Annotated in this window: 15 protein-coding genes; 10 read left to right on the top strand and 5 right to left on the bottom strand. The window is 71.3% G+C overall.

Features of this window, described 5'->3' with window-relative positions:
• Positions 1 to 15: 15 nt before the first annotated feature.
• Positions 16 to 945, bottom strand: coding sequence for a serine protease (locus tag SSMG_RS21825; RefSeq protein WP_037714440.1), 930 nt, complete (start codon positions 943 to 945; stop codon positions 16 to 18).
• 800 nt (positions 946 to 1,745) lie between these two features.
• The gene (locus SSMG_RS21820; RefSeq protein ID WP_100266844.1) at positions 1,746 to 2,243 is read right to left on the bottom strand and encodes a hypothetical protein; all 498 of its coding nucleotides are present in this window, start codon (positions 2,241 to 2,243) and stop codon (positions 1,746 to 1,748) included.
• 180 nt (positions 2,244 to 2,423) lie between these two features.
• Between SSMG_RS21820 and SSMG_RS21815 the strand changes: the two genes are divergently transcribed.
• The 3 genes from SSMG_RS21815 (at position 2,424) to SSMG_RS21805 (ending at position 5,676) form a co-directional block, all read left to right on the top strand.
• Positions 2,424 to 3,095, top strand: a complete 672-nt coding sequence (locus SSMG_RS21815; protein ID WP_009079497.1) for a GntR family transcriptional regulator — start codon at positions 2,424 to 2,426, stop codon at positions 3,093 to 3,095.
• Between the two features lie 63 nt (positions 3,096 to 3,158).
• The gene (locus SSMG_RS21810) at positions 3,159 to 4,571 is read left to right on the top strand and encodes an aldehyde dehydrogenase family protein (protein WP_009079496.1); all 1,413 of its coding nucleotides are present in this window, start codon (positions 3,159 to 3,161) and stop codon (positions 4,569 to 4,571) included.
• 22 nt (positions 4,572 to 4,593) lie between these two features.
• Positions 4,594 to 5,676, top strand: coding sequence for an alcohol dehydrogenase catalytic domain-containing protein (locus SSMG_RS21805; RefSeq protein ID WP_009079495.1), 1,083 nt, complete (start codon positions 4,594 to 4,596; stop codon positions 5,674 to 5,676).
• Positions 5,677 to 5,756: 80 nt separating this feature from the next.
• Here the strand turns inward: SSMG_RS21805 and SSMG_RS21800 are convergent, their stop codons facing one another.
• Positions 5,757 to 8,072 (bottom strand): pyruvate dehydrogenase E1, encoded by a 2,316-nt coding sequence (locus tag SSMG_RS21800; protein WP_009079494.1) that lies wholly within the window; start codon positions 8,070 to 8,072, stop codon positions 5,757 to 5,759.
• A 133-nt stretch (positions 8,073 to 8,205) separates the two neighbouring features.
• Here SSMG_RS21800 and SSMG_RS21795 point away from each other — a divergent pair, with 133 nt between their 5' ends.
• Positions 8,206 to 8,688 (top strand): Lrp/AsnC family transcriptional regulator, encoded by a 483-nt coding sequence (locus tag SSMG_RS21795; RefSeq protein ID WP_009079493.1) that lies wholly within the window; start codon positions 8,206 to 8,208, stop codon positions 8,686 to 8,688.
• Here the strand turns inward: SSMG_RS21795 and SSMG_RS45475 are convergent, their stop codons facing one another.
• Positions 8,689 to 8,985 carry a DUF3040 domain-containing protein gene (locus SSMG_RS45475; protein ID WP_050788250.1) on the bottom strand — a complete coding sequence of 99 codons (297 nt, stop codon included), beginning with the start codon at positions 8,983 to 8,985 and terminating at the stop codon, positions 8,689 to 8,691. It abuts the gene before it with no gap.
• 151 nt (positions 8,986 to 9,136) lie between these two features.
• Here SSMG_RS45475 and SSMG_RS21785 point away from each other — a divergent pair, with 151 nt between their 5' ends.
• From SSMG_RS21785 to treZ, 5 genes are all read left to right on the top strand, one after another.
• A complete protein-coding gene (locus tag SSMG_RS21785) occupies positions 9,137 to 9,991 on the top strand; it encodes an LLM class F420-dependent oxidoreductase (protein ID WP_037714438.1) in 855 nt (284 codons plus the stop codon).
• A gap of 264 nt (positions 9,992 to 10,255) precedes the next feature.
• On the top strand, positions 10,256 to 12,196 hold the full coding sequence (gene malQ / locus SSMG_RS21780; protein ID WP_009079490.1) for a 4-alpha-glucanotransferase: 1,941 nt from the start codon (positions 10,256 to 10,258) through the stop codon (positions 12,194 to 12,196).
• Positions 12,197 to 12,250: 54 nt separating this feature from the next.
• Positions 12,251 to 14,377, top strand: a complete 2,127-nt coding sequence (gene glgX, locus SSMG_RS21775; protein WP_009079489.1) for a glycogen debranching protein GlgX — start codon at positions 12,251 to 12,253, stop codon at positions 14,375 to 14,377.
• Positions 14,374 to 16,650, top strand: a complete 2,277-nt coding sequence (treY, locus tag SSMG_RS21770; RefSeq protein ID WP_009079487.1) for a malto-oligosyltrehalose synthase — start codon at positions 14,374 to 14,376, stop codon at positions 16,648 to 16,650. Before glgX (SSMG_RS21775) ends, treY begins: the two co-directional genes overlap by 4 nt.
• Complete coding sequence (gene treZ, locus SSMG_RS21765) at positions 16,647 to 18,353, top strand: malto-oligosyltrehalose trehalohydrolase (protein WP_037717686.1); 1,707 nt, start codon at positions 16,647 to 16,649, stop codon at positions 18,351 to 18,353. The genes treY and treZ overlap by 4 nt, the downstream gene beginning before the upstream one ends.
• On the opposite strand, the gene SSMG_RS21760 is transcribed toward treZ, so the two are convergent.
• Positions 18,343 to 19,317 carry a YafY family protein gene (locus SSMG_RS21760; protein ID WP_009079484.1) on the bottom strand — a complete coding sequence of 325 codons (975 nt, stop codon included), beginning with the start codon at positions 19,315 to 19,317 and terminating at the stop codon, positions 18,343 to 18,345. The genes treZ and SSMG_RS21760 overlap by 11 nt on opposite strands.
• 165 nt (positions 19,318 to 19,482) lie before the next feature.
• On the opposite strand from SSMG_RS21760, the gene glgX (SSMG_RS21755) reads away from it, so the two are divergent.
• Positions 19,483 to 21,627, top strand: coding sequence for a glycogen debranching protein GlgX (gene glgX, locus SSMG_RS21755; protein ID WP_009079482.1), 2,145 nt, complete (start codon positions 19,483 to 19,485; stop codon positions 21,625 to 21,627).
• Positions 21,628 to 21,696: the final 69 nt, after the last annotated feature.

Below are 21,696 nucleotides of genomic sequence, written 5' to 3'. Positions count from 1 at the left end.
ACCGTACGCGGAGAGTCAGCTGATCGCGGAGCGGTAGAGCTGGTCGATGTCGTCGTCGAAGTAGGCGCTGTAGGAGACGTCCGGGGTGGCGCCGCCGGTTTGGTAGCCGCCGATGGCGCCGATGACGGTGCCGGTTCCGGTGTTCGGGTCCTCGTTGATGACCCAGGGTCCGCCGCTGGTGCCGTCGGGGAAGCCGGGGCAGGCGACGCGTTGCTGGTAGGTGTCGGACTGGGTCGTGGTGCCGGTGCAGACGACCGGCTGTTCGGTGCCGTCGGGGTAGCCGGTGAGGGTGATCGTGTGCGAGAACCCTTGGTTCGTGCCCAGCTGGTTGGCGCCGGTGAGGCTTTCGAGGCTCGCGGAACCGGGCTGGGCGACCTTGAGGAACGCGAAGTCGAGGTCCTGGTCGGACGAGGATTTCCACCCGTCGGCGACGACCGCGGCGGTGACCTGCCAGGTGCCGTAGGGGGCGAGGCCGTCGTGGTAGCCGGGTTTGAAGGTGACGCCGGAAATGTCGCCGCTGACGCAGTGCGCGGCGGTGAGGAGCAGGTCGCCGGCCGGGCTGTGCACCACGCTGGCCGAGCAGAAGTGGTTGCCGCCGGAGAACAACGCGCCGACGGTCGGGCTGGCCGTCGCGGTCGCCGGAGCCGCAGGCGCCGGGTTCGCGGGCGTCGCCGAGTTCGCCGGCGCTGCCGGGCTCGCGGGGGCCGCCGGGGTGGCAGGCGCCGCCGAGTTCGCAGGCGTCGTCGGGGTGCTGCCGGAGGAGAGGTTCGTCCCGGAGCCGCCGGAACCCCCGCCGGTCGAGACGGCCGGGGTGCCGACGCCGCTCGGCTGGACGGCCGGGCCGGTGACGTCAGCGGTGTCGACGACGGCGTTGGCGCCGCCGGTCGCGACGATCGCCGCCGCCGCGCAAACGACCAGCGCTGTCCGGGAAACGTTGACTCTCACGCTTCAAGATGACCATGCCGACGCCCGCCAGGCATCCCGTGCGGCCGGATGCACAGCAACCTCACAGCGCTCGCACATCCGCTCACAGCAGGGGATTCGGCCGCGGGCGCGCGAGATTTTCCACCCTCGCGGGGGTGGTCCGCGGGGTGCTCGGAGGTGCAGTTCGCCTCCCAACCCACCACATCCGCATCGGGCGGCGCGGTGTGCCACCGGCCAGCCTGGGGACTGGCTGGTGGCCTGCCCCCGGTGGGTAGGGCGCAGCACGCTGTCTCGCCCGCGGTTGTCGGCGTTGGTGGGCTCTGATCGTGGACCAGTCTGGGGCATTGGCGGGTCCCCGTCTTGCGGTGCAGGCAGCACGGAGGAGAACGCAGGGCCGAGCCGGAGGCCGTCCGCGTGGGCGGAGTGGCCGCGGTCAGTCCGGGATCGGCTCGGCTGCCTGGTCCGCCGCCGGTCCGGGTGATGACTCCGGAACGAAGGGGCGACCGTCCGAGCTGGTACACACTCCTTTCCCCGATAGGGCTGTTTCCCGCAGGCGGGTTCCTGGTCGCTCAGCCGTTGACGTCGGCAAGTGCGATCTCTGGACAGGGCCGTTGATCATTCGCGTCGGCAGCACGCCTGAGACGTCGGCGGCGTCCTCTCCAGGCGGCAGGCGGCAGGCGGCGATTGCCGGTCCGGTCGTCGGCCACCGACCGGACCGGCAATCGCCGCGAATCGCGCGAGCGACGGCCGGGACTGCTGGGCTTACCTGGCCACCAGCGCCTCCGGGCCGGAGCGAGTCACTCGGGTGCCGCGGGGTTTCGTCATGGTTGCCCACCCGCCGCGGGGCCGTGGGTGACCAGCAGGGTCACGCCTGATTCTCCGTCGCAGTCGACCATCACCGGGCCCACTCCGTCGCCGATCTTCGTCGTGAGTAGCGCGGTGGCCTTGAAGGACTCCGGGTTCGCGTCGACGATCTTGACGTCCTTCAGGATCTGGTGGCCGGGATAGCCGCCGATCACCTTCTTCAGGCCTTTTCCTCCGCCGCAGTCGCCGGTGATCGTGACGTCCCCGCCGGGGGCGGCCGGGTTCGGGTCGACCTTCACGGTCGCTCGGGCGCCCTCCGGCGGCTGTTCGGCGGCGGGCGGCTGGGCGACACCGGCACCGGCACCGGCAGCAGCACCGACACTGGCAGGCGGAGCCGGATGGGCGCCGGGCGAAGCGGCGGCCACTCCGATCGTTCCGCCCGCGACGACGGCCGCGGCGAGTGCCGTGCCTGCGGCCAGCCGGCCGTGGCGCAGGATCGAAGACTTCAGTGACATTCGGTTTCCCTCCCTCGGAGTGTCCATTGAGGACACCGTGCGGTTCACCCGTGCACGGGTTCGTCCGGATAGTCGACGCGACCCCTCCCGCAGGTTCTCTCCGGCACGAAAAGTGACGGGGGTCACACAAGACAGAAAAGGCTACGATGGCGAGAAACCCAACGCTGGCGGGGAGTTTTCGTGACAGTGGCCGGAGAAGCGCGCGAACGGCTGAGTCCGCGGGTCGCCAAGCAGGTGCGCGACCTGATCCTCACCGGCGCGGTCCGCGGCGGCGAGCGGCTGCGGACCGAGCATCTGGCGGAGCGGCTCGGCGTCAGCGCGACCCCGGTCCGCGAGGCGTTGATGGCCCTCGCGGGCGAGGGCATGGTGGATTTCCGTCCAGGGCGCGGATTCCGGGTGATCCCGGTGACCCGCCGGGACGTCGTGGACGTCTACGCGATGCAGGCCTACGTCTCCGGCGAACTGGCCGCGCGGGCGGCGGAGGCCTTCGACCCGGCGGGGCTGGCGCGGCTGGACGATCTCCAGCGCGAGATCGAGAAAACGGTCCGCGAAGGCGACCTCGACGCGACCGAGCGGGCCGATTTCGCGTTGCACCGCATGGTGAATCACGCTGCGGCCGCGCCGAAGTTCACCTGGATGCTGTCGTTGACGCTCCGGTACGTGCCGTTTTCGGCGTACGCGGACATCCCCGGCTGGCCGCTGCTCGCGCGCGACGACCACGATCGGGTGCTCGCCGCGCTGAACGAGCGCAAGCCGGAAGCGGCCCGGGAAGCGATGGCGGCGCACATCCGCGAGGCGGGCGACCTGCTGGTCGACTTCCTCGCGGCGCAGGGCGTCCTCGCGGCGCACTAGACAGTCGGAGCGTTTTCTATAGAATCCGGCGGCGAGGAGAGAACCTAGGTCGGAGGAGACTCGGTGGCTGAACGCGACGTGCTGTACATCGGCGGCGAATGGGTCCGTTCGGACGGGAAATCCACGATCCCGGTGGAAAATCCGGCCACCGAGCAGGTACAGGCGCACGTCCCGGAGGGCACGGCCGCGGACGTCGACCGGGCGGTCCGGGCGGCGCGCGAGGCGTTTCCGGCGTGGGCGGAGACCAGCCGGGCGGACCGTGCGGAGCTGCTCCGCAAACTTCTCGACGGGCTGGCGAAACGAGCCGACGAGATCGGCGAGACGATCGCGAAGGACGTCGGGACTCCGTTGCGGATCGCGACCCGGATCCAGGCCGCGCTGCCGCAGACCGACGTGCAGACGTACGTCGACCTGCTCGGCCAGGAGGAGCCCGAGGAGAAAATCGGCAACTCGCTGATCGTGCGCGAACCGGCGGGCGTGGTGGCGGCGATCACGCCGTGGAACTACCCGCTGCACCAGATCACCTGCAAGATCGCGCCCGCGCTGGCGGCGGGCTGCACCGTCGTGGTGAAGCCGAGCGAGGTCGCGCCGCTGAGCGCGTACCAGCTGTTCGACGCGATCCACGAGGCCGGTTTCCCGCCGGGCGTGGTCAATCTCGTCACCGGGTACGGGCCGGAGGTCGGCGAGGCGCTGGCGACGCATCCGGAGGTGGACGTCGTGTCGTTCACCGGTTCGGTGCGCGCCGGGACGCGGGTCGCGGAGCTGGCGGCGCGCACGGTCAAGCGCGTGACGCTGGAGCTGGGCGGCAAGTCCGCCAACGTGATCCTCGACGACGCGGACCTCGCGACGGCGGTCAAGGTCGGCGTCTCCAACGCGTTCCTCAACGGCGGCCAGACCTGCACGGCGTGGACGCGCATGCTCGTCCCGCGCGAGAAGCACGACGAAGCGGCGGCGCTTGCGAAGACGTTCGCCGAAGGGTTCACGACGGGCGATCCGCTGGACCCCAAGACCAAGCTCGGCCCGCTGGTGAGCGCGGCACAGCGCGACCGCGTGCGCGGGTACATCGAAAAGGGCATCGCCGAGGGCGCGACTCTGGTGACGGGCGGCGTCGAAGCTCCTGCGGACACAGGCTACTTCGTCGCACCGACAGTTTTCGCGGGCGTCGACCCGGATTCGACGATCGCGCAGGAAGAGATCTTCGGCCCGGTGCTGTCGATCATCCCGTTCGACGACGAGGAAGACGCGCTGCGGATCGCCAACAACTCCCGCTACGGCCTGCACGGCGCGGTGTGGGCGGCCGACCAGGACCGCGCGCTGGCCTTCGCGCGCAAGGTCCGGACCGGGCAGATCGACGTGAACGGCGGGGCCTTCAACCCGCTGGCCCCGTTCGGCGGGTACAAGCAGTCCGGTCTCGGCCGCGAGATGGGCCGCGCTGCGCTCGACGAGTTCACCGAGCTCAAATCCATCCAGCTCTAGCCCGATCCGAAGGAGAACCCCCGTGGTCAAAGCCGTGGTCGTGCGCGAGCAGGGCGGGCGTCCGGAAGTGTGCGACATCGTGCTGCCGCCGGTCGGGCCGGAGGACGTGCGGGTGCGGGTCGCCGCCGCCGGCGTGTGCCATTCCGATCTGTCCATGGTGGACGGAACGCTGCGTCCGCAGTACCCGTTCGTGCCGGGGCACGAGGCGTCCGGCGTCGTGGCGGAGGTCGGCAGCCAGGTCGCGCACGTGCGGCCGGGGGACCGGGTCGTGCTCAACTGGGCCGCCGCGTGCCGGGAATGCTGGTTCTGCCGGGCCGGGGAACCGTGGTTGTGTTCGGCGATCGAGGGCGTCACGACGCTGCCGCGCGGGGAATTGGACGGCGCTCAGCTCAACGTCCTGCTGGGCGTCGGCGGGTTCGCCGAGGAGACCGTGGTGCCAGGCCGGTCCGTCGTGCCGCTGCCGGACGGCGTGCCGCTCGACCTGGCCGCGCTCATGGGCTGCGCGGTGCTCACCGGGGTCGGCGCGGTGCGCAACACCGCGAAGGTCCGAAGTGGACAGAGCGTGCTCGTGCTCGGGCTCGGCGGGATCGGGTTGTGCGTGGTGCTCGGCGCGAAACTCGCGGGCGCCAGGCAGATCATCGCGGCCGACCTGTCGCCGGAAAAGGAAGCGCTCGCCCGCGCGGCCGGTGCGACGGATTTCCTGGTGAGCGACGACAAACTCGCCAAACAGGTGCGCGGGCTGACCGAGGGCCGCGGCGCGGACTACGCCTTCGAATGCGTCGGTGCGGCGACGACGATCCGCGCGGCGTGGAGTTCGGTGCGCCGCGGCGGGCACTGCACGGTGGTCGGCGTCGGGCGGAAGGACCAGCAGGTCGTGCTGAACCCGCTGGAGATCTTCCACTTCGCCCGCACGCTCACCAGCACGGTCTACGGCGCGTCCGACCCGGACCGCGACATCCCGGTGCTCGCCGACGAGGTCCGTTCGGGCGAACTGGATCTGGAAACCCTGGTGACGCACCGGATTTCGCTCGACAAGGTCGGCGAGGCGTTCGACCGGATGCGGCGCGGGGAAGGCGCCCGGTCGCTCGTCCGGATCGGGAACTGAGGCAGGTGCCGAAGGTCCGTGAAGGACTCCCCGAGGGAATCTGATTCCCGGAAGGAGTCCTTCACGGACAACAACCTCGGTCAGTCCGCGACGTCCAGCGCCGCCTGGATGATGCTGTCCGTGTCGATGCCGTGGTGCCGGTACACGCTCTCCAGATCGCCCGACTGCCCGAACCGCGTCACGCCCAGGTGCGCCGCCCGCACGCGGTGGACGTTCGCCAGGAACGCCAGCGTGTGCGGGTGCCCGTCGAGCACCGTCACCATCGGCGCGGACCGTTCGGACGGCAGCGCCGACTCCAGGATCCACGTGTCGGCGGTGTCCTGGCCCGCCCGGGCCTGCACGGCGCGGAACAGCAGGCCGGGGCTCGTCACGCACACGACGTCGGCGTGCTTGCCCAGCGCGTCCAGCCGGGAGGCGGCTTCCAGCGCCTCGGTGACCATCGCGCCCATCGTCACCAGCGTGACGTCCGGGCGCGCCACCGCGGCGGTGCGGATCGGGTACGCGCCCGCCACGACCTGGCGGCGACGGCGCTCCCGCGCGGCCGGGTCGGTCGGCACCGCGGCCAGGCTCTGGTCCACCGGGCGGGTCGAGAGCCGGAGGTACGCCGAGGTGCCGTCGGGGCGGCCGAGCCGCGAAAGGGACGCCAGCAGGGTCCACTCGACGTCCAGCGCGAACGCGGGTTCGTACGTCACGCAGCCCGGCTGTTCCAGCCCGACCGACGGCGTGGTCACCGACTGGTGCGCACCGCCCTCGGGCGCGAGCGTGACGCCGGACGGGGTGCCGACCAAAATGGACTGTCCGCCGCCGTAGATCCCGAACGACCACGGTTCCAGCGCGCGCTCCACGAAGGGGTCGTAGAGCACCCCGATCGGCAGCAGCGGGCGGCCCCAGCGCGACCACGTCGTGCCCAGTTCCCCGAGCGCGCTCACCAGGTTCACCTCGGCGATGCCCAGTTCCAGATGCTGTCCGCTGGGCCGCTCGCGCCAGTGCAGGATCGTCTCCGGGTCGTCGGCGAACCAGTCGACGCGTTCCTGCGGCGACCACACGCCGACCTTGTTGACCCAGCCGCCGAGGTTGGTGCTGGACGAGACGTCCGGACACAGCGTCACGACGAGTTCCGCTGCCTCGGGAGCTTCGCGGGTCAGGTCGAGCAGTGCGCGGCCGAGGGCGGCCTGCGTCGTGGTGCGGCCGGACGGCGTGCGGCCGATGTCGGACGGCAGAGCCGGAACCGGTTGCAGCTCAACGGGTCCCCGCTTCAGGCGAGCGGCGGTCGAGGCGCACAGCTGGGCGGCCGCGGAGCCGTCGGCGAACTTCTGCCACGGGTTCTCCGGCGAAATCCCGACGCGTTCGGCCAGCGCACCCAGCTGCTCGGCGGTCAGCAGCGACGAGTGGTTCTGCGGATGTCCTTCGCTCGCCAGGCCGAATCCCTTGACCGTGTAAGCGAAAACGACCGTCGGCCGGTGGTCGTCGATGGCGTCGAACGTGTCCAGCAGCGCGGACAGGTCGTGGCCGCCGAGGTTGCGGATGGCGGCGTGCAGCGTTTCGTCGTCGAGGGTGTCGAGCAGCGGAGCCAGTTCCGGCGTGGCCAGGCGTTCGCGCAGCTGGGCCGGGGTGCACCGGAGGAGGCGCTGGTACTCCGGGTTCGGCATCTCGTCGATGCGCCGGCGCAGCGCGGAGCCGCCCGGCCGTTCGAACAGTTCCTGCAGCAGCCGCCCGTACTTCACGGTCAGCACCTGCCAGCCGGCCGCCTCGAACATGCCCTGCAGCCGGGTCGCGCCGATGTTCGGGACCACGCGGTCGAGCGACTGCCGGTTCAGGTCGACGATCCAGACGACCTCGCCGAGTTCGGCCACGTTCGGGTCGAGGATGGCCTCCCAGCACGCGCCCTCGTCCAGCTCCGCGTCGCCGACCAGCGAGTACTGCCGCCCGGTGCCCGCGCCGCCGCCGTGCGATTCGACGTAGCGGCGGGCGAGCGCGCCCCAGATCGGGGCGGTCGCGCCGATGCCGACCGAGCCGGTGGAGTAGTCGACCTGGTCCGGGTCCTTCGAGCGCGACGGGTAGCTCTGCAGGCCGCCGAACTCGCGCAGCGTCGTCAGGTACTTCTCGTCGAGGTCGCCGAGCAAGTAGTTGATCGCGTGCAGCACGGGGGAGGCGTGTGGTTTGACCGAAACGCGGTCCTCCGCGCGCAGCCGGGCGAACCACAGCGCGGTCATGATCGACACCATCGAGGCGCTGGACGCCTGGTGCCCGCCGACCTTGAGCCCGGTCGGATTCGGCCGCACCCGGTTCGCGTGGTCGATGATCGCGGCCGACAGCCACAGCACCCGGTCCTGCACCTCGCGCAGGACGGTCACCGTGTCGTTGTCCGGAAGGCGTTCGGGGGCGGCGCTGCTCACGAAGGATCGGACCTTTCTTGGGCGGAAAGTTCAGGCCAGTCCAGCAGAGCTGGGTAAGGTGCACAACAAGTGCGTTCGACATTGCGCAGAACGCCCAACACAGCACCGCGCGGTGCGGAGAGGATTGCGCAGCATGCCCAGCACTCAGCGGCTCGATGCCACCGACGCCCGGATCCTGCTCGCGCTCGGCCGCACTCCGCGCGCCACCGCGGTCGCGCTCGCCGACGAGCTGGGCCTGTCGCGCAACACCGTGCAGAGCAGGCTCGCCCGGCTCGAACAGGGCGACGCGCTGCGCTCGGCCGAACACCGGATCGACCCGGCCGCGCTCGGCTACCCGCTCACCGCGTTCGTCACGGTGCAAGCGCGGCAACGCCTGCTGGACGAGGTCGGGCGCGCGCTCGCCGCGGTTCCGGAGGTGCTGCAGGTGCGCGGACTGACCGGCGCGCAGGACCTTCTGGTGCACGTCGTGGCGACCGACGCGGACGACCTGTACCGGATCGCCGGGGAAATCCTGGAAATCCCCGGCGTCGAGCGCACCAACAACGCGCTCGTCATGCGCGAGATGGTGCCGTACCGGCTCACGCCGCTGCTCGAGCGCGCCGCGCAGCGCGGCTGATCACGTCCGGTCGTCGTCGGGCACGGGTTCGCGGCGGCGCTGCAGCGTCGTCCGATGAATCCAGACCAGCAGCGGCGCGGCGAGCAGGCCCCACAGGAACCATCCCGTCTCGCCCGCCATCAGGCCGAAGACCAGCATCAGCAGAACGGTGACCTCGGCCAGCACGAGGATCTTCTGCCACCGCCGGGTGTGCGCCGGCGGCACGCCTTGGCTCAGCGTCGCGGCGAACACGGGGTCGCTCGCGGCGAGTTCCTCTTCGATCTTCCGCAGGGCGCTGCGGTCGCGATAGGGCAGCATGATCCCCTCCTCGGGCAGGACGGGCCGGTGATCGCTCAAGTACCAGTGGAGTACCCGGCCCGGGCCGCCGTCAAGCCCGGGTTTTCGCGGGATCGATCCGCAGGCCGGGAGGCCGTTGCAAACTGAAACACGTTCTAATACCGTGCCGGGGGTGAGATACGGGATCGTGCTGTTCACCAGCGACCGGGGCATCTCCCCGGCGGCGGCCGCGCAGGCCGCGGAAGAGTGCGGGTTCGCGACGTTCTACGTGCCCGAGCACACCCACATCCCGGTCCGCCGGGACGCGCCGCATCCGCGCACGGGCGACTCCTCGCTGCCGGACGACCGCTATCTGCGCACGCTCGACCCGTGGGTCGCCCTCGCCAGCGCGGTGCCGGTGACCTCGACGATCCGGCTGGCGACCGCGGTGGCGCTGCCGGTGGAGAGCGACCCGATCACGCTGGCCAAGACCGTCGCGACGCTGGACCACCTGTCCGGCGGCCGGGTCACGCTCGGCGTCGGGTTCGGCTGGAACACCGACGAACTGGCCGATCACGGCGTGCCCGGGAAGCGGCGGCGGACCGCGCTGCGCGAGTACCTCGAGGCGATGCGCGCGCTGTGGACCGAGGAAGAGGCGAGCTACGCGGGCGAGTTCGTGGAGTTCGGGCCGAGCTGGGCGTGGCCCAAACCAGTGCAGTCCAAGGTGCCGGTGGTCGTCGGCGCGGGCGGGACCGAACGGACGTTCCGCTGGATCGCCCGGCACAGCGACGGCTGGCTCACCACGCCCGCCGAAGGCGACATCGCCGGGAAAGTCGCGCAGTTGCGCGAAATCTGGCGCGCAGAGGGTCGCGCGGGAGAGCCGGAAGTGATCGCGCTCGGCCCGCGCCCGGACCCGGAAGGGCTCGCCAGGCTCGAGGAGGCGGGCGTGACCGAGGTCGTGTTCGGCCTGCCGGACCGGCCGGCGGGCGAGGTCGAGGCGTGGCTGGACCGGCTCGCCGGAAAGCTCGGGCAACTGGCCGGAGCCTGACCGGAATCTCTGGGGGCGGCTTTACCCCCGCCGAACGGAAACTGCGCGTTGAAATTGCGAATAGCGCCTGAACGGGTGAACTCGGCGGCCGTGCGTCATTCCCGGGAACGCCTTCCCTCTTGTTTCGTGTGGCGGTGACCGGCCGGCACGCCCCCCGACCGGCCGGTCACCGCTTCGCCCGGATGCGGCGGCGGGGCGAATGGCGGCGAGGGGCTCCGCCCGGGACACTGGTCCGGTGCGCATTCCCGTTCCCCGGACCGAAACGTGACCCCCGAACTGGCCGAACTGGCCGCCGCTCGCGGAGTCGCCACCCACTACGAAAACGCCGACCAAGTCGAAGTACAGGTCGATCCTGACGTCGTGATCGCCGTATTGGCGCAGCTGGACGTCGATGCCAGCACTCCACAGGCAATCGAGCGGGAATTGGCCGCGGTGCGGGAAGCCCGTGCCTCGCGAGCGCTGCCGCCGACGGTCGTGGTGCGCGCCGGGCAAGAACGCGAACTCGGCCAGCCCGCCTCGGTCGAACTCGAGGACGGCACCACGCGTGACGTCGGCACCACGCTTCCGGCTGACCTTCCGCTCGGCTGGCACCGGATCGTCACCGCCGAGCAACGGGTTTCGCTCGCCGTCGTCCCGGCGAAGCTGCCCGAGGTGCCGCCCGCGTGGGGCTGGATGCTGCAGCTCTACGCCCTGCATTCCGGCCAGTCGTGGGGGATGGGCGATTTCGGCGATCTCGCCGCGATGGCCTCCCGGTCGGCCGCCGAACTGGGCGCGGGCGTGCTGCTCGTCAACCCGGTGCAGGCGATCAGCCCGGCGCATCCGGTCGAGCGGTCGCCGTATTCGCCGTCCAGCCGCCGGTTCGCGAACCCGCTGTACCTGCGGGTAACCGACACCGAAGCGTTCGCCCGCGCCGACGAGGACACCCAGCGGAGGGTGCGGGCGCTCGCGCCGGACCCGATCGGCGAGCTGATCGACTACGACGCCGTGTGGACCGCCAAACGCGCCGCGCTGGAACTGCTGCGCCCGCACCACCCGCGTCCGGTCGAACTGGACGACGACCTTCGCGATTTCGCCGCGTTCGGCGCGCTCGCCGAGGTGCACGGAAACGACTGGCGCGAGTGGCCCGAGCCGTTGCGCGATCCCGGCAGCGCCGAGGTCGCCGCCGCGCGCGAGGAACTGGCCGAACGGATCGAGTTCCACGGCTGGCTTCAGCAGCTCTGCCACGAACAGCTCGACAACGTCCGCCGTGCCGCGCGGGACGCGGGCATGCCGGTCGGCGTCGTGCACGACCTGCCGGTCGGGGTGCATCCCGGCGGCGCGGACACCTGGGCGCTGCGGGACGTCTTCGCCGCGCAGGTGCGGGTCGGCGCGCCGCCGGACGCGTTCAACCAGCAGGGCCAGGACTGGAATCTCCCGCCGTGGCGGCCGGACCGGCTCGCCGAAGCCGGATACGCGCCGTTCCGCGACGTCGTGCGCGGCGTCTTGCGCCACGCCGACGGCATCCGCGTGGACCACGTCGCGGGGATGTGGCGGCTGTGGTGGATTCCGCCGGGCGAACCGGCTGGCCGCGGCACGTACGTGCATTACGACGCCGAAGCGATGCTCGGCGTGCTCGCGCTGGAAGCGCACCGCGCGGGCGCGGTCGTGGTGGGGGAGGACCTCGGCACCGTCGAGGACACCGTCACCGAGACCATGCACGAACGCGGCCTGCTCAGCTCCGCGGTGCTGTGGTTCCAGCGCGACTGGGACGCGCCCGGCAAGCCGTTCGTCCGCCCGGACCGCTGGGACCCGGACGCGATGGCCAGCATTTCGACGCACGACCTGCCGACCGTGTCCGGCTGGCTCGACGCCGAGCACGTCCGGGTCCGCGCCGAACTCGGCCAGCTCGACCGGCCGGTGGAGCAGGAGTACGCCGAGGCGGCGGCCGAACGTCGAGCGTTGCTCGAATTGGTTGCCAGCGAAGGAATTCCGGACGACGACTTGGTGGTCGCCTTGCACACGCTGCTCGCTTCGGCGGCGTCGCGGCTGGTGCTCACCGCGCCGGCGGACGTCGTCGGCGAACGGCGCCAGCCGAATTTGCCGGGAACCGTGGATGAGTACCCTAACTGGCGCATCCCCCTTCCCGTCACCGTCGACGGGTTCTTCGCCGACCCGCGAGTGCGGGCAGCGGTCGCCCCGCTCGCCGCGGCCCGCCCGTTGCGCTGAAACACTCGCAAAGCCCGTCCGGACAACGAAAACCGATGCCCAAGGAGAAGCCCTGTGCGGCCCTGGCCCGGAAAGCCCTACCCGCTCGGCGCCACCTATGACGGCGTGGGGACCAACTTCGCGCTGTTCTCGGAGGTCGCCGAGCACGTCGATCTCTGCCTGTTCGACGAGGAGGGCAACGAAACCCGCTCGCGGCTCGAGGAAGTCGACGGCTTCGTCCACCACGGCTACCTGCTCGGCGTCGGCCCCGGGCAGCGCTACGGATTCCGCGTGCACGGGCCGTACGACCCGAGCCGCGGCCAGCGCTGCAACCCGAGCAAGCTGCTGATCGACCCGTACGCCAAGGCGCTGTCCCGCGGCGTCGACTGGTCCGAAGCGCTGTTCAGCTACCGCTTCGACGACCCGGAACAGCTCAACGAGGACGATTCGGCGGGCCACGTGCCGTATTCGCTCGTGGTCAGCCCGTTCTTCGACTGGGCCAACGACCGCGCGCCGCGGGTGCCGTACCACGAGACGGTGATTTACGAGACGCACGTGCGCGGCATGACGATGACGCACCCGTTCGTCCCCGAGCGGCTGCGCGGCACGTACGCCGGGCTGGCGCACCCGGCGATCGTCGAGCATTTGCAGAAACTCGGCGTGACGACGGTGGAGCTGATGCCGGTGCACCAGTTCGTCACCGACCACGCGCTCGACGAGAAGGGCCTCCGCAACTACTGGGGCTACAACACGATCGGGTACTTCGCCCCGCATGACGGGTACGCCGCGATGCAGGGCCAGGGCGGGCAGGTGCAGGAGTTCAAGGGCATGGTCCGCGCCCTGCACGAGGCGGGCATCGAAGTGATCCTCGACGTGGTTTACAACCACACCGCGGAGGGAAACCACCTCGGCCCGACGCTGTCCATGCGCGGCATCGACAACGAGGCGTACTACCGCCTGGTCGAGGACGATCCGCAGTACTACATGGACTACACCGGCACCGGGAACTCGCTCAACGTGCGCAGCCCGCACACGCTGCAGCTGATCATGGATTCGCTGCGGTACTGGGTGACCGAGATGCACGTGGACGGCTTCCGGTTCGACCTCGCCTCGGCGCTGGCCCGCGAGTTCTACGACGTCGACCGGCTGTCGACGTTCTTCGACCTCGTGCAGCAGGACCCGATCGTGAGCCAGGTGAAGCTGATCGCCGAACCGTGGGACGTCGGGCCGGGCGGCTACCAGGTCGGCAACTTCCCGCCGCTGTGGACGGAATGGAACGGGCAGTACCGCGACACCGTCCGCGATTTCTGGCGCGGCGAACCGTCCACCCTCGGCGAGTTCGCCTCGCGGATCACCGGGTCGTCGGACCTGTACCAGGACGACGGCCGCCGTCCGTTCGCGTCGATCAACTTCGTCACCGCGCACGACGGGTTCACCCTCACCGACCTGGTGTCCTACAACGAAAAGCACAACGAGGCCAACGGCGAGGACAACCGCGACGGCGCCGACGACAACCGGTCGTGGAACTGCGGCGTCGAGGGTCCGACCGACGACAAGGAAGTGCTCGCGCTGCGCGCCCGGCAGCGGCGGAACCTGCTCGCCACGCTGCTGCTGTCGCAAGGCGTGCCGATGCTGCTGCACGGCGACGAACTCGGCCGCACCCAGGAGGGCAACAACAACGCCTACTGCCAGGACACCGAACTGTCCTGGATGGACTGGGAACTCGCGACGGAGAACGCCGACCTGATCGAATTCACCGCCGCGCTCACCGCGTTCCGCAAGGCGCATCCGGTGTTCCGTCGCCGCCGGTTCTTCCAAGGAAAACCGGTGCGCAAGGGCGAGGAACTCGGCGACATCGCCTGGTTCACGCCCGCGGGCGAGGAGATGACCGAGCAGAACTGGGACGACGCGTTCGGCAAGTCCGTGGTGATTTTCCTGAACGGGGAAGGGATTCCGGACCTCGATCCGCGCGGGATGCCGGTCGAGGACGATTCGTTCCTGCTCGCGTTCAACGCGCACTGGGAGGACATCGCGATGACCCTGCCGGGCAACGGCTACGGTCGCGAGTGGACGGTCGTGGTCGACACCGAGACCGGCGCGGTCGGGGAGACCGGCATCGAGCCGGTCGAAGGCGGCGGCAAGTTCACGCTCGCCGCGCGCTCGCTCGTCGTGCTCCAGCGCACCGCCAAGGAGGGCGAATGAGCACGCCGTCCTCGACGTACCGCGTGCAGCTGCGGCCGGAGTTCGGCTTCGCGGACGCCGAGGCGATCGTGGAGTACTTGCGCGAGCTGGGCGTCGGCGCGTTGTACGGCTCGCCGATGCTCGACGCGACGCCCGGGTCCACGCACGGTTACGACGTCACCGATCCGACGCGCGCCCGGGGCGAACTGGGCGGCGAAGACGCGCGGAAGGCGTTGTCGGCGCGGCTGAAGGACGCCGGGCTCGGGTTCGTGGTGGACATCGTGCCGAACCACATGTCCGTCGAAGTGCCGAAGGCGAACCAGTGGTGGTGGGACGTTCTGCGGAACGGCCGGGATTCGCCGTACGCGCAGTTTTTCGACATCGACTGGTCTCGCGGCCGGATCCTGCTGCCGGTGCTCGGCGACGACAACGACGAGCTGACCGTCGAAGGGGACGAACTCGTCTACTACGACCACCGTTTCCCGATCGCGCCCGGCACCGGCGAGGGCACGCCGGCCGAGGTGCACGCGCGCCAGCACTACGAGCTGGCCGGCTGGCGGCGCGGCAACCGGGAGCTGAACTACCGGCGGTTCTTCGACATCACGAACCTGGCCGCGGTCACCGTGGAGCGGCCGGAGGTGTTCGCCGAAACGCACGGCGAGGTGCTGCGCTGGGTGTCCGACGGCGACGTGACCGGCCTGCGCGTGGACCATCCGGACGGGCTCGCCGACCCCGGCGGCTACTTCCGGCGGCTCCGCGAGGGCGCGCCCGGGGCGTGGCTGGTCGTGGAGAAGATCCTGCACCCGGGCGAGGCGCTGCCGCAGAGCTGGCCGGTCGACGGGACCACCGGGTACGACGCGCTGCGCGAGATCGCCGGCGTGTTCGTGGACCCGGCCGCCGCGCCGGTGTTCACCCGCCTCGCCGCCGAGCAGGGCGCGCGCACCGACTACCACGCGGTGGAGGAAGGCGCGCGGCGGCTGGTGACCGACGGCATCCTGGTCGCCGAGGTGCACCGGATCGCCGCGCTGCTGCAAGGCGTGGACGCCGACGCGGCCCGCGCCGCCGTGGCCGAGGTGATGATCGCGTTCCCGGTCTACCGTTCGTACCTCCCCGAGGGCGCCGGGCACTGGGCGACCGCCGTCGCGCGGGCGCGCAAGCGGCGGCCGGAACTGGCCCCGGCGCTCGACGCGCTGGACAGCCAGGTGCGCGGTGCGCCGGACGGCGAGCTGGCGACGCGGATCCAGCAGACGTCCGGCATGGTCGTCGCGAAGGGCACCGAGGACACGACGTTCTACCGGTTCACCCGGTTCGCCGCGCTGAACGAGGTCGGCGGCAACCCGGACCGGTTCGGGCTGAGCCCGGCGGAATTCCACACGCTGGCCGCGGGGCGGGCGGCCGCGGCCCCGGCCACGATGACCACCCTGACCACCCACGACACGAAGCGATCCGAGGACACGCGCGCCCGGATGGCCGCGCTGTCGGAGGTCGCGGACGAGTTCGCGGTCGCGTTCCGCCGCTGGACTGCCGCGCGCGGGATCGACGAGCCCGCGCTGAACCTCCTGGCGTGGCAGACGCTCGTGGGCGCGTGGCCGATCTCGCCGGAGCGGCTGCGCGACTACCTCGACAAGGCCGCGAAGGAAGCGAAACTCCGCACCACGTGGACGGACCACGACGAGGACTTCGAGCGCGCCGTCGCCGAGTGGCCGTCCGCGGTGCTCGGCGACGCTGCCTTGGCGGCCGACGTCGAGTCGTTCGTCCGGCGGGTGCGCGGCGCGGGCTGGGCGAACTCGCTGGGGCAGAAGCTGCTGCAGCTGGCCGGACCCGGCGTGCCGGACGTCTACCAGGGCACCGAGCTGTGGGACTACTCGCTGGTCGACCCGGACAACCGCCGCGAGGTCGACTACGGCGTCCGGCGCGAACTGCTCGCCCGCGTCCAGTCCGGCGAACAGCCGGAGATCGACGAGACCGGCGCGGCGAAGCTCCTGGTGGTGCACCACGCGCTGACCCTGCGCCGGGACCGGCCGGAACTGTTCACCGGATACCGGCCGTTGCACGCCGAAGGCGTTGCCGCGGAACACCTTCTGGCCTTCGAACGCGGCACCGGCCTGACCGTCGCGGTCACGCGGCTGCCGCTGGGGCTGGAGCGGGCGGGCGGCTGGCGCGACACCGTGCTGCCGCTGCGCGCCGGGGAATGGACCGACGTGCTGACCGGCCGCGGAGTGGGCGACACCCCGCGGGCGTCGGCGTTGTTCGAGCAGTATCCGGTCGCGCTTCTGGTGCGGGAGGACTCCTGATGTTCCGCGTATGGGCCCCTTCCGCCGAGCGCGTCCGCGTCCGCGTGGACGGCGCCGACCACGAGATGACCGCCGCCGACGGCGGCTGGTGGCAGGCCGACGTCACCGGCGCCGACTACGCCTTCCTGCTCGGCGACGACGACCGGCCGCTGCCGGACCCGCGCTCGCTCCGCCAGCCGAACGGCGTGCACGAGGCGTCGCGGGTCTACGACCATTCCGCGTTCCAGTGGACCGACCAGTCGTGGACCGGACGGCAGCTGGCCGGCGGCGTGGTCTACGAACTGCACGTCGGCACCTTCACCGAGGCGGGCACGTTCGACGCGGTCATCGAACGGCTCGGGCACCTGGTCGACCTCGGCGTCACGCACGTCGAACTGCTCCCGGTGAACTCCTTCGACGGCACCGCGGGCTGGGGCTACGACGGCGTCCTGTGGGGCGCGGCGCACGAACCGTACGGCGGTCCCGACGGGCTGAAACGCCTGGTCGACGCGTGTCACGCGCGCGGTCTCGCGGTCGTGCTCGACGTGGTCTACAACCACCTCGGCCCGTCCGGCGCCTACCTCGACCGGTTCGGCCCGTACTTCGCCGGGGCCACCGACTGGGGCGCCGGGCTGAACCTCGACGGCGAGGGTTCCGACGAGGTCCGCCGCTACGTCATCGACAACGCACTGGGCTGGCTGCGCGATTTCCACTTCGACGGCCTGCGCCTGGACGCCGTGCACGCGCTGGTCGACAAACGCGCCGTGCATCTGCTGGAGGAACTCTCCGCCGAGGTCGACGCGCTGTCGGCGGCCCTGAACCGCCCGCTGACGCTGATCGCCGAGTCCGACCAGAACGACCCGAAACTCGTCACCACGCGGGACGCCGGCGGCTACGGCCTGCACGCGCAGTGGTCCGACGACCTGCACCACGCGCTGCACGTCCGGCTCACCGGCGAAACCACCGGCTACTACACCGATTTCGCCGCACCCGGCGCGCTGGCCAAGACCCTGCGGGAGGCGTTCTTCCACGCCGGGACCTGGTCGTCGTTCCGCTCCCGGGTCCACGGCCGCCCGCTCGACCGCCGGGTGGCTCCCGGCCACCGGTTCCTGGCCTACCTGCAGGACCACGACCAGATCGGCAACCGCGCGACCGGCGACCGGCTGTCCGCGACCGTGTCGCCCGGCCTGCTGGCCTGCGGCGCGGCGGTGGTGTTCTACTCGCCGTTCACGCCGATGCTGTTCATGGGGGAGGAGTGGGCGGCGGGGACGCCGTGGCAGTTCTTCGCGTCGTTCCCGGACCCGGAACTGGCTGAGGCCGTCCGCACCGGCCGCCGCCGCGAGTTCGCCCGGCACGGCTGGGGGGAATCGGAGGTCCCGGACCCGATGGACCCGGCCACCGTCGCCCGCTCCCGGCTCGACTGGAGCGAACCGGGCAAAGCGGGGCACCGGGAGATGCTGGACCTGTACCGGACGCTGATCCGCCTCCGCCGCTCGCATCCGGACCTGACCGATCCGCGGCTGGACCGGGTCGTGGTGGAAACCGCCCCGGACGATGCGTGGCTGGTCCTGCACCGGGGCGCGTTGCGGCTGGCGTGCAACTTCGGGCCGGAACCGGCGGAGGTCCCGGTGGCGGGGGAGGTGCTGGCTTCCTGGGGCGATCCGGAGGTCGGCGACGCGACGGTGCTGCCCAAGGAGTCGTTCGTCCTGGTGGCTACCCGCTGACCTCGGCGTAGCGGCGAAGCATCGACGCCAACGCCTCGGCCAGCCGGTCCCGAAGCTCCTGCGGCGCAACCACTTCCGCCAGCGGACCGAGCCGCAAGAGGTCGTGCACCGCTTGGTCGGGGTGCTCGACCGGGACGACCACCCGGGTCCAGCCGTCCGCCTCGACCACGCCGCACGCCGCCGCGCGGGCAACGGCCGGTTCAGCGAGCTGAGGCAACAGCCGCACGCCCTCCGGCGACAGCCGCAGCACCGCTTCGCCCCGGTGCCGCCGGGCGTCGAAGTCCTCCAGGTAGTCCGACCAGTACTGGCCCAGATCGAACGACTCCGCCCGGTCGAAGGTCTCGTCCAGCAGCTCCGCCTCGGCGATCCGTGCCACCCGGTAGGTCCGGAACGCCCCGGAACGGGCGACCAGGTACCACTGCCCGGCCTTCAGCACCACCCCGTACGGCTCGACGGTCCGGCTCACTTCATGCGGCGCGGCCCATCGCTGATACCGGATCCGGACGCGCCGCTGCTGCCACACCGCGTCCGAGACTGTCGGCAGCTGCGGCGTGGCCTCCGGGTCGTGATACCAGGACGCCGCGTCCAGATGGAACCGCTCGCGGACCCGGTCCGCGTGGGACCGCAGTTCCGCCGGGAGCGCGGCCAGCAGCTTGCGCTCCGTGTTCGCCGCGACCGGCCCGAGGCCGAGCCCGGAGGCCGCCGCGGGCAGGCCGGTGAGGAAGAGCGCTTCGGCTTCTTGCCTGGTCAGGCCGGTGAGCTGGGTCCGGTACCCGTCGACCAGCCGGTACCCGCCGTCGTGGCCGGGCTCGCCGTACACCGGGATCCCGGCCGCGCTCAGCGCCTCGATGTCGCGGTAGACGGTGCGCGGGGAGACCTCCAGCCGGGCGGCCAGCTCCTCGGCGGTCCTCGGCTGGCGGGCCTGCAGCAGCAACAGGAGGGAGACGAGCCGGCTCGCGCGCATGGGACCAGCATGCCGGGGACCACTGACAAAACCTGTCCGGAATCGGCACGCCCGGCCCGCGACCCCTGCCCGCATCGCCGTCGGACCAGGTCACCACCCCTAACCCGGGGAAGTTCAGCCAAGCGCCGGAGCCCGCCGCCGCCCGGGGTTTGAAAAGATCGGCGCATGGCACAACGACCCGCATCCGACAGCCAGGTCCTCGCCGGACGTCCGTTCCCGCTCGGCGCCCACCCGGAGGCGGGCGGCGTCCGGTTCGCGGTGACCTCCGCGGTCGCCGACGCGGTCGAGGTGTGCCTCGTCGGCGACGACGGCTCCGAGCGGCGGATCGAACTGACCGAACGCACGTTCGGCGTTTGGCACGGGCTAGTCCCGGGCGTCACGGTCGGCCAGCGCTACGGCTACCGCGTGCACGGCCCGTACGACCCGGCGCACGGCTACCGCTGCAATCCGGCCAAGCTCCTCGTCGACCCGTACGCGCGCCGGATCGACGGGAAGCTCGCCAGCCTGCACGCCGCACAGGGCTTCACCGGCGACCCCGAGCGCGGTCCGATGTCCACTGTGGACTCCCTGGGCGCGGTGCCGCTGTCGGTCGTCACCTCGCCGGGCGGGCAGGACACCGGGATCAAGCCCGAAGTGCCGTTCGAGGAATCGGTGATCTGCGAACTGCACGTCAAGGGGTTCACTCAGCAGCATCCGTTCATCCCGGAAGCGCTGCGCGGCACGTACCTCGGCCTCGCGCACCCGGTCGCGATCGAGCACCTGACCCGGCTCGGCGTGACGACCGTCGAACTGCTGCCGGTGCACGCGTTCGCCGACGAACCCGCGCTCATCCGCTCGGGACGGCACAACTACTGGGGCTACTCGCCGCTGGGCTACTTCGCGCCGCACGCCGGGTACGCGAGCGAGCCGGGCCGAGAGGTCGAGGAATTCCGCACAATGGTCGCGGCCCTGCACGCGGCGGGCATCGAGGTGCTGCTGGACGTCGTCTTCAACCACACCTGCGAAGGCGGCCCGGACGGTCCGACGCTCTCGTTGCGCGGCCTCGACGCCCCGGCGTACTACCTGCACACCCGCCGCGGCCACATGGCCGACCTCACCGGCTGCGGCAACACCCTCGACGCCGGTTCGCCGACGGTCGTCCGGCTGGTCACCGATTCGCTGCGGTACTGGACGCAGGAGATGGGCGTCGACGGCTTCCGCTTCGACCTGGCGAGCACGCTCGGCCGCCCGCGCGGCGAGATGTTCGACCGCGAGTCGACGATGCTCACCGCGATCACCACCGACCCGGTGCTGTCGCGCTGCAAGCTGATCGCCGAACCGTGGGACGCGACCGGCGAGGGCTACCGCGTCGGCGACTTCGGCGCGCAGTGGGCCGAGTGGAACGGCCGCTACCGCGACACCGTCCGCGATTTCTGGCGCGGCGCGACCGGCGTGCGCGACCTCGCGTACCGGCTGTCCGGCTCGTCGGACCTGTACGACCACAACCTGCGCCGGCCGTGGCAGTCGATCAACTTCGTCACCGCGCACGACGGCTTCACGCTGCGGGACCTGGTGTCCTACAACGAAAAGCACAACGAGGCCAACGGCGAGGACAACCGCGACGGCACGAACGACAACCGGTCGTGGAACCACGGCGCGGAGGGCGAGACCGACGACGCGGCGATCGTCGCGCTGCGCACCCGGCAGGCGCGCAACCTCTTCGCGACGCTGCTGCTGTCCACCGGCACGCCGATGTTCACCGCGGGCGACGAGATGTGGCGGACCCAGCACGGCAACAACAACGCCTACTGCCTCGACGACGAGACCTCGTGGATCGACTGGACCCCGACCGAGGCGTCCGAGCCGATGCTCGACTTCGCCCGCCGCGTGGTCCGGCTGCGCGCGCACAGCCCGGCGCTGCGGCAGCCGGAGTTCTTCGAGGGCCGCACGACGGTCACCGGCAAGCCCGACCTCGTCTGGTTCCGCCCGGACGGCGAGGAATTCGACGAGATCGACTGGTTCGACGAGGACCGCCGCACGCTCTGCATGTGGATCGACGGGTCGAACAGCCAGGCGCGCAACCGCGAGGGCGCGCTCGTCACCGACCATTCGTGGCTGCTGGTGCTGCACGCGGGCGCCGAGCCGGCCGAGATCGTGCTGCCCGGCCCGGAGTACGGCGAGACTTTCAAGCCCACTTTGGACACCAGCACCGCCGACGGCACCCCGGCCAATCCCGGCGTGCTGGAGCCGAAGGCGCGGATCACGGTCGAGGCGCGCTCGCTGCTGTTGCTGCGCGCGCCGCGGGACACGGTGGAGATCCCGCAGCTGTAAGGAACCGCGGCGGGCATTCCAGCGGGGGATACCCGCTGATACTCACGAGTAATCACCGGAACGCGCCGC

The organism is Streptomyces sp. AA4 (assembly GCF_000158875.1).
Lineage (GTDB): Bacteria > Actinomycetota > Actinomycetes > Mycobacteriales > Pseudonocardiaceae > Amycolatopsis.
The sequence above is the reverse complement of the archived record's forward strand: the minus strand, read 5'-3'. Positions and strand labels throughout refer to the sequence as shown.

Coding starts and splice junctions, on each gene's coding strand:
- SSMG_RS21760 (WP_009079484.1), bottom strand. CDS start 19,317: ATGCGCGCGAGCCGGCTCGTCTCCCTCCTGTTGCTGCTGCAGGCCCGC.
- SSMG_RS45475 (WP_050788250.1), bottom strand. CDS start 8,985: ATGCTGCCCTATCGCGACCGCAGCGCCCTGCGGAAGATCGAAGAGGAA.
- SSMG_RS21820 (WP_100266844.1), bottom strand. CDS start 2,243: ATGTCACTGAAGTCTTCGATCCTGCGCCACGGCCGGCTGGCCGCAGGC.
- treY (WP_009079487.1), top strand. CDS start 14,374: ATGAGCACGCCGTCCTCGACGTACCGCGTGCAGCTGCGGCCGGAGTTC.
- glgX (WP_009079482.1), top strand. CDS start 19,483: ATGGCACAACGACCCGCATCCGACAGCCAGGTCCTCGCCGGACGTCCG.
- SSMG_RS21795 (WP_009079493.1), top strand. CDS start 8,206: ATGCCCAGCACTCAGCGGCTCGATGCCACCGACGCCCGGATCCTGCTC.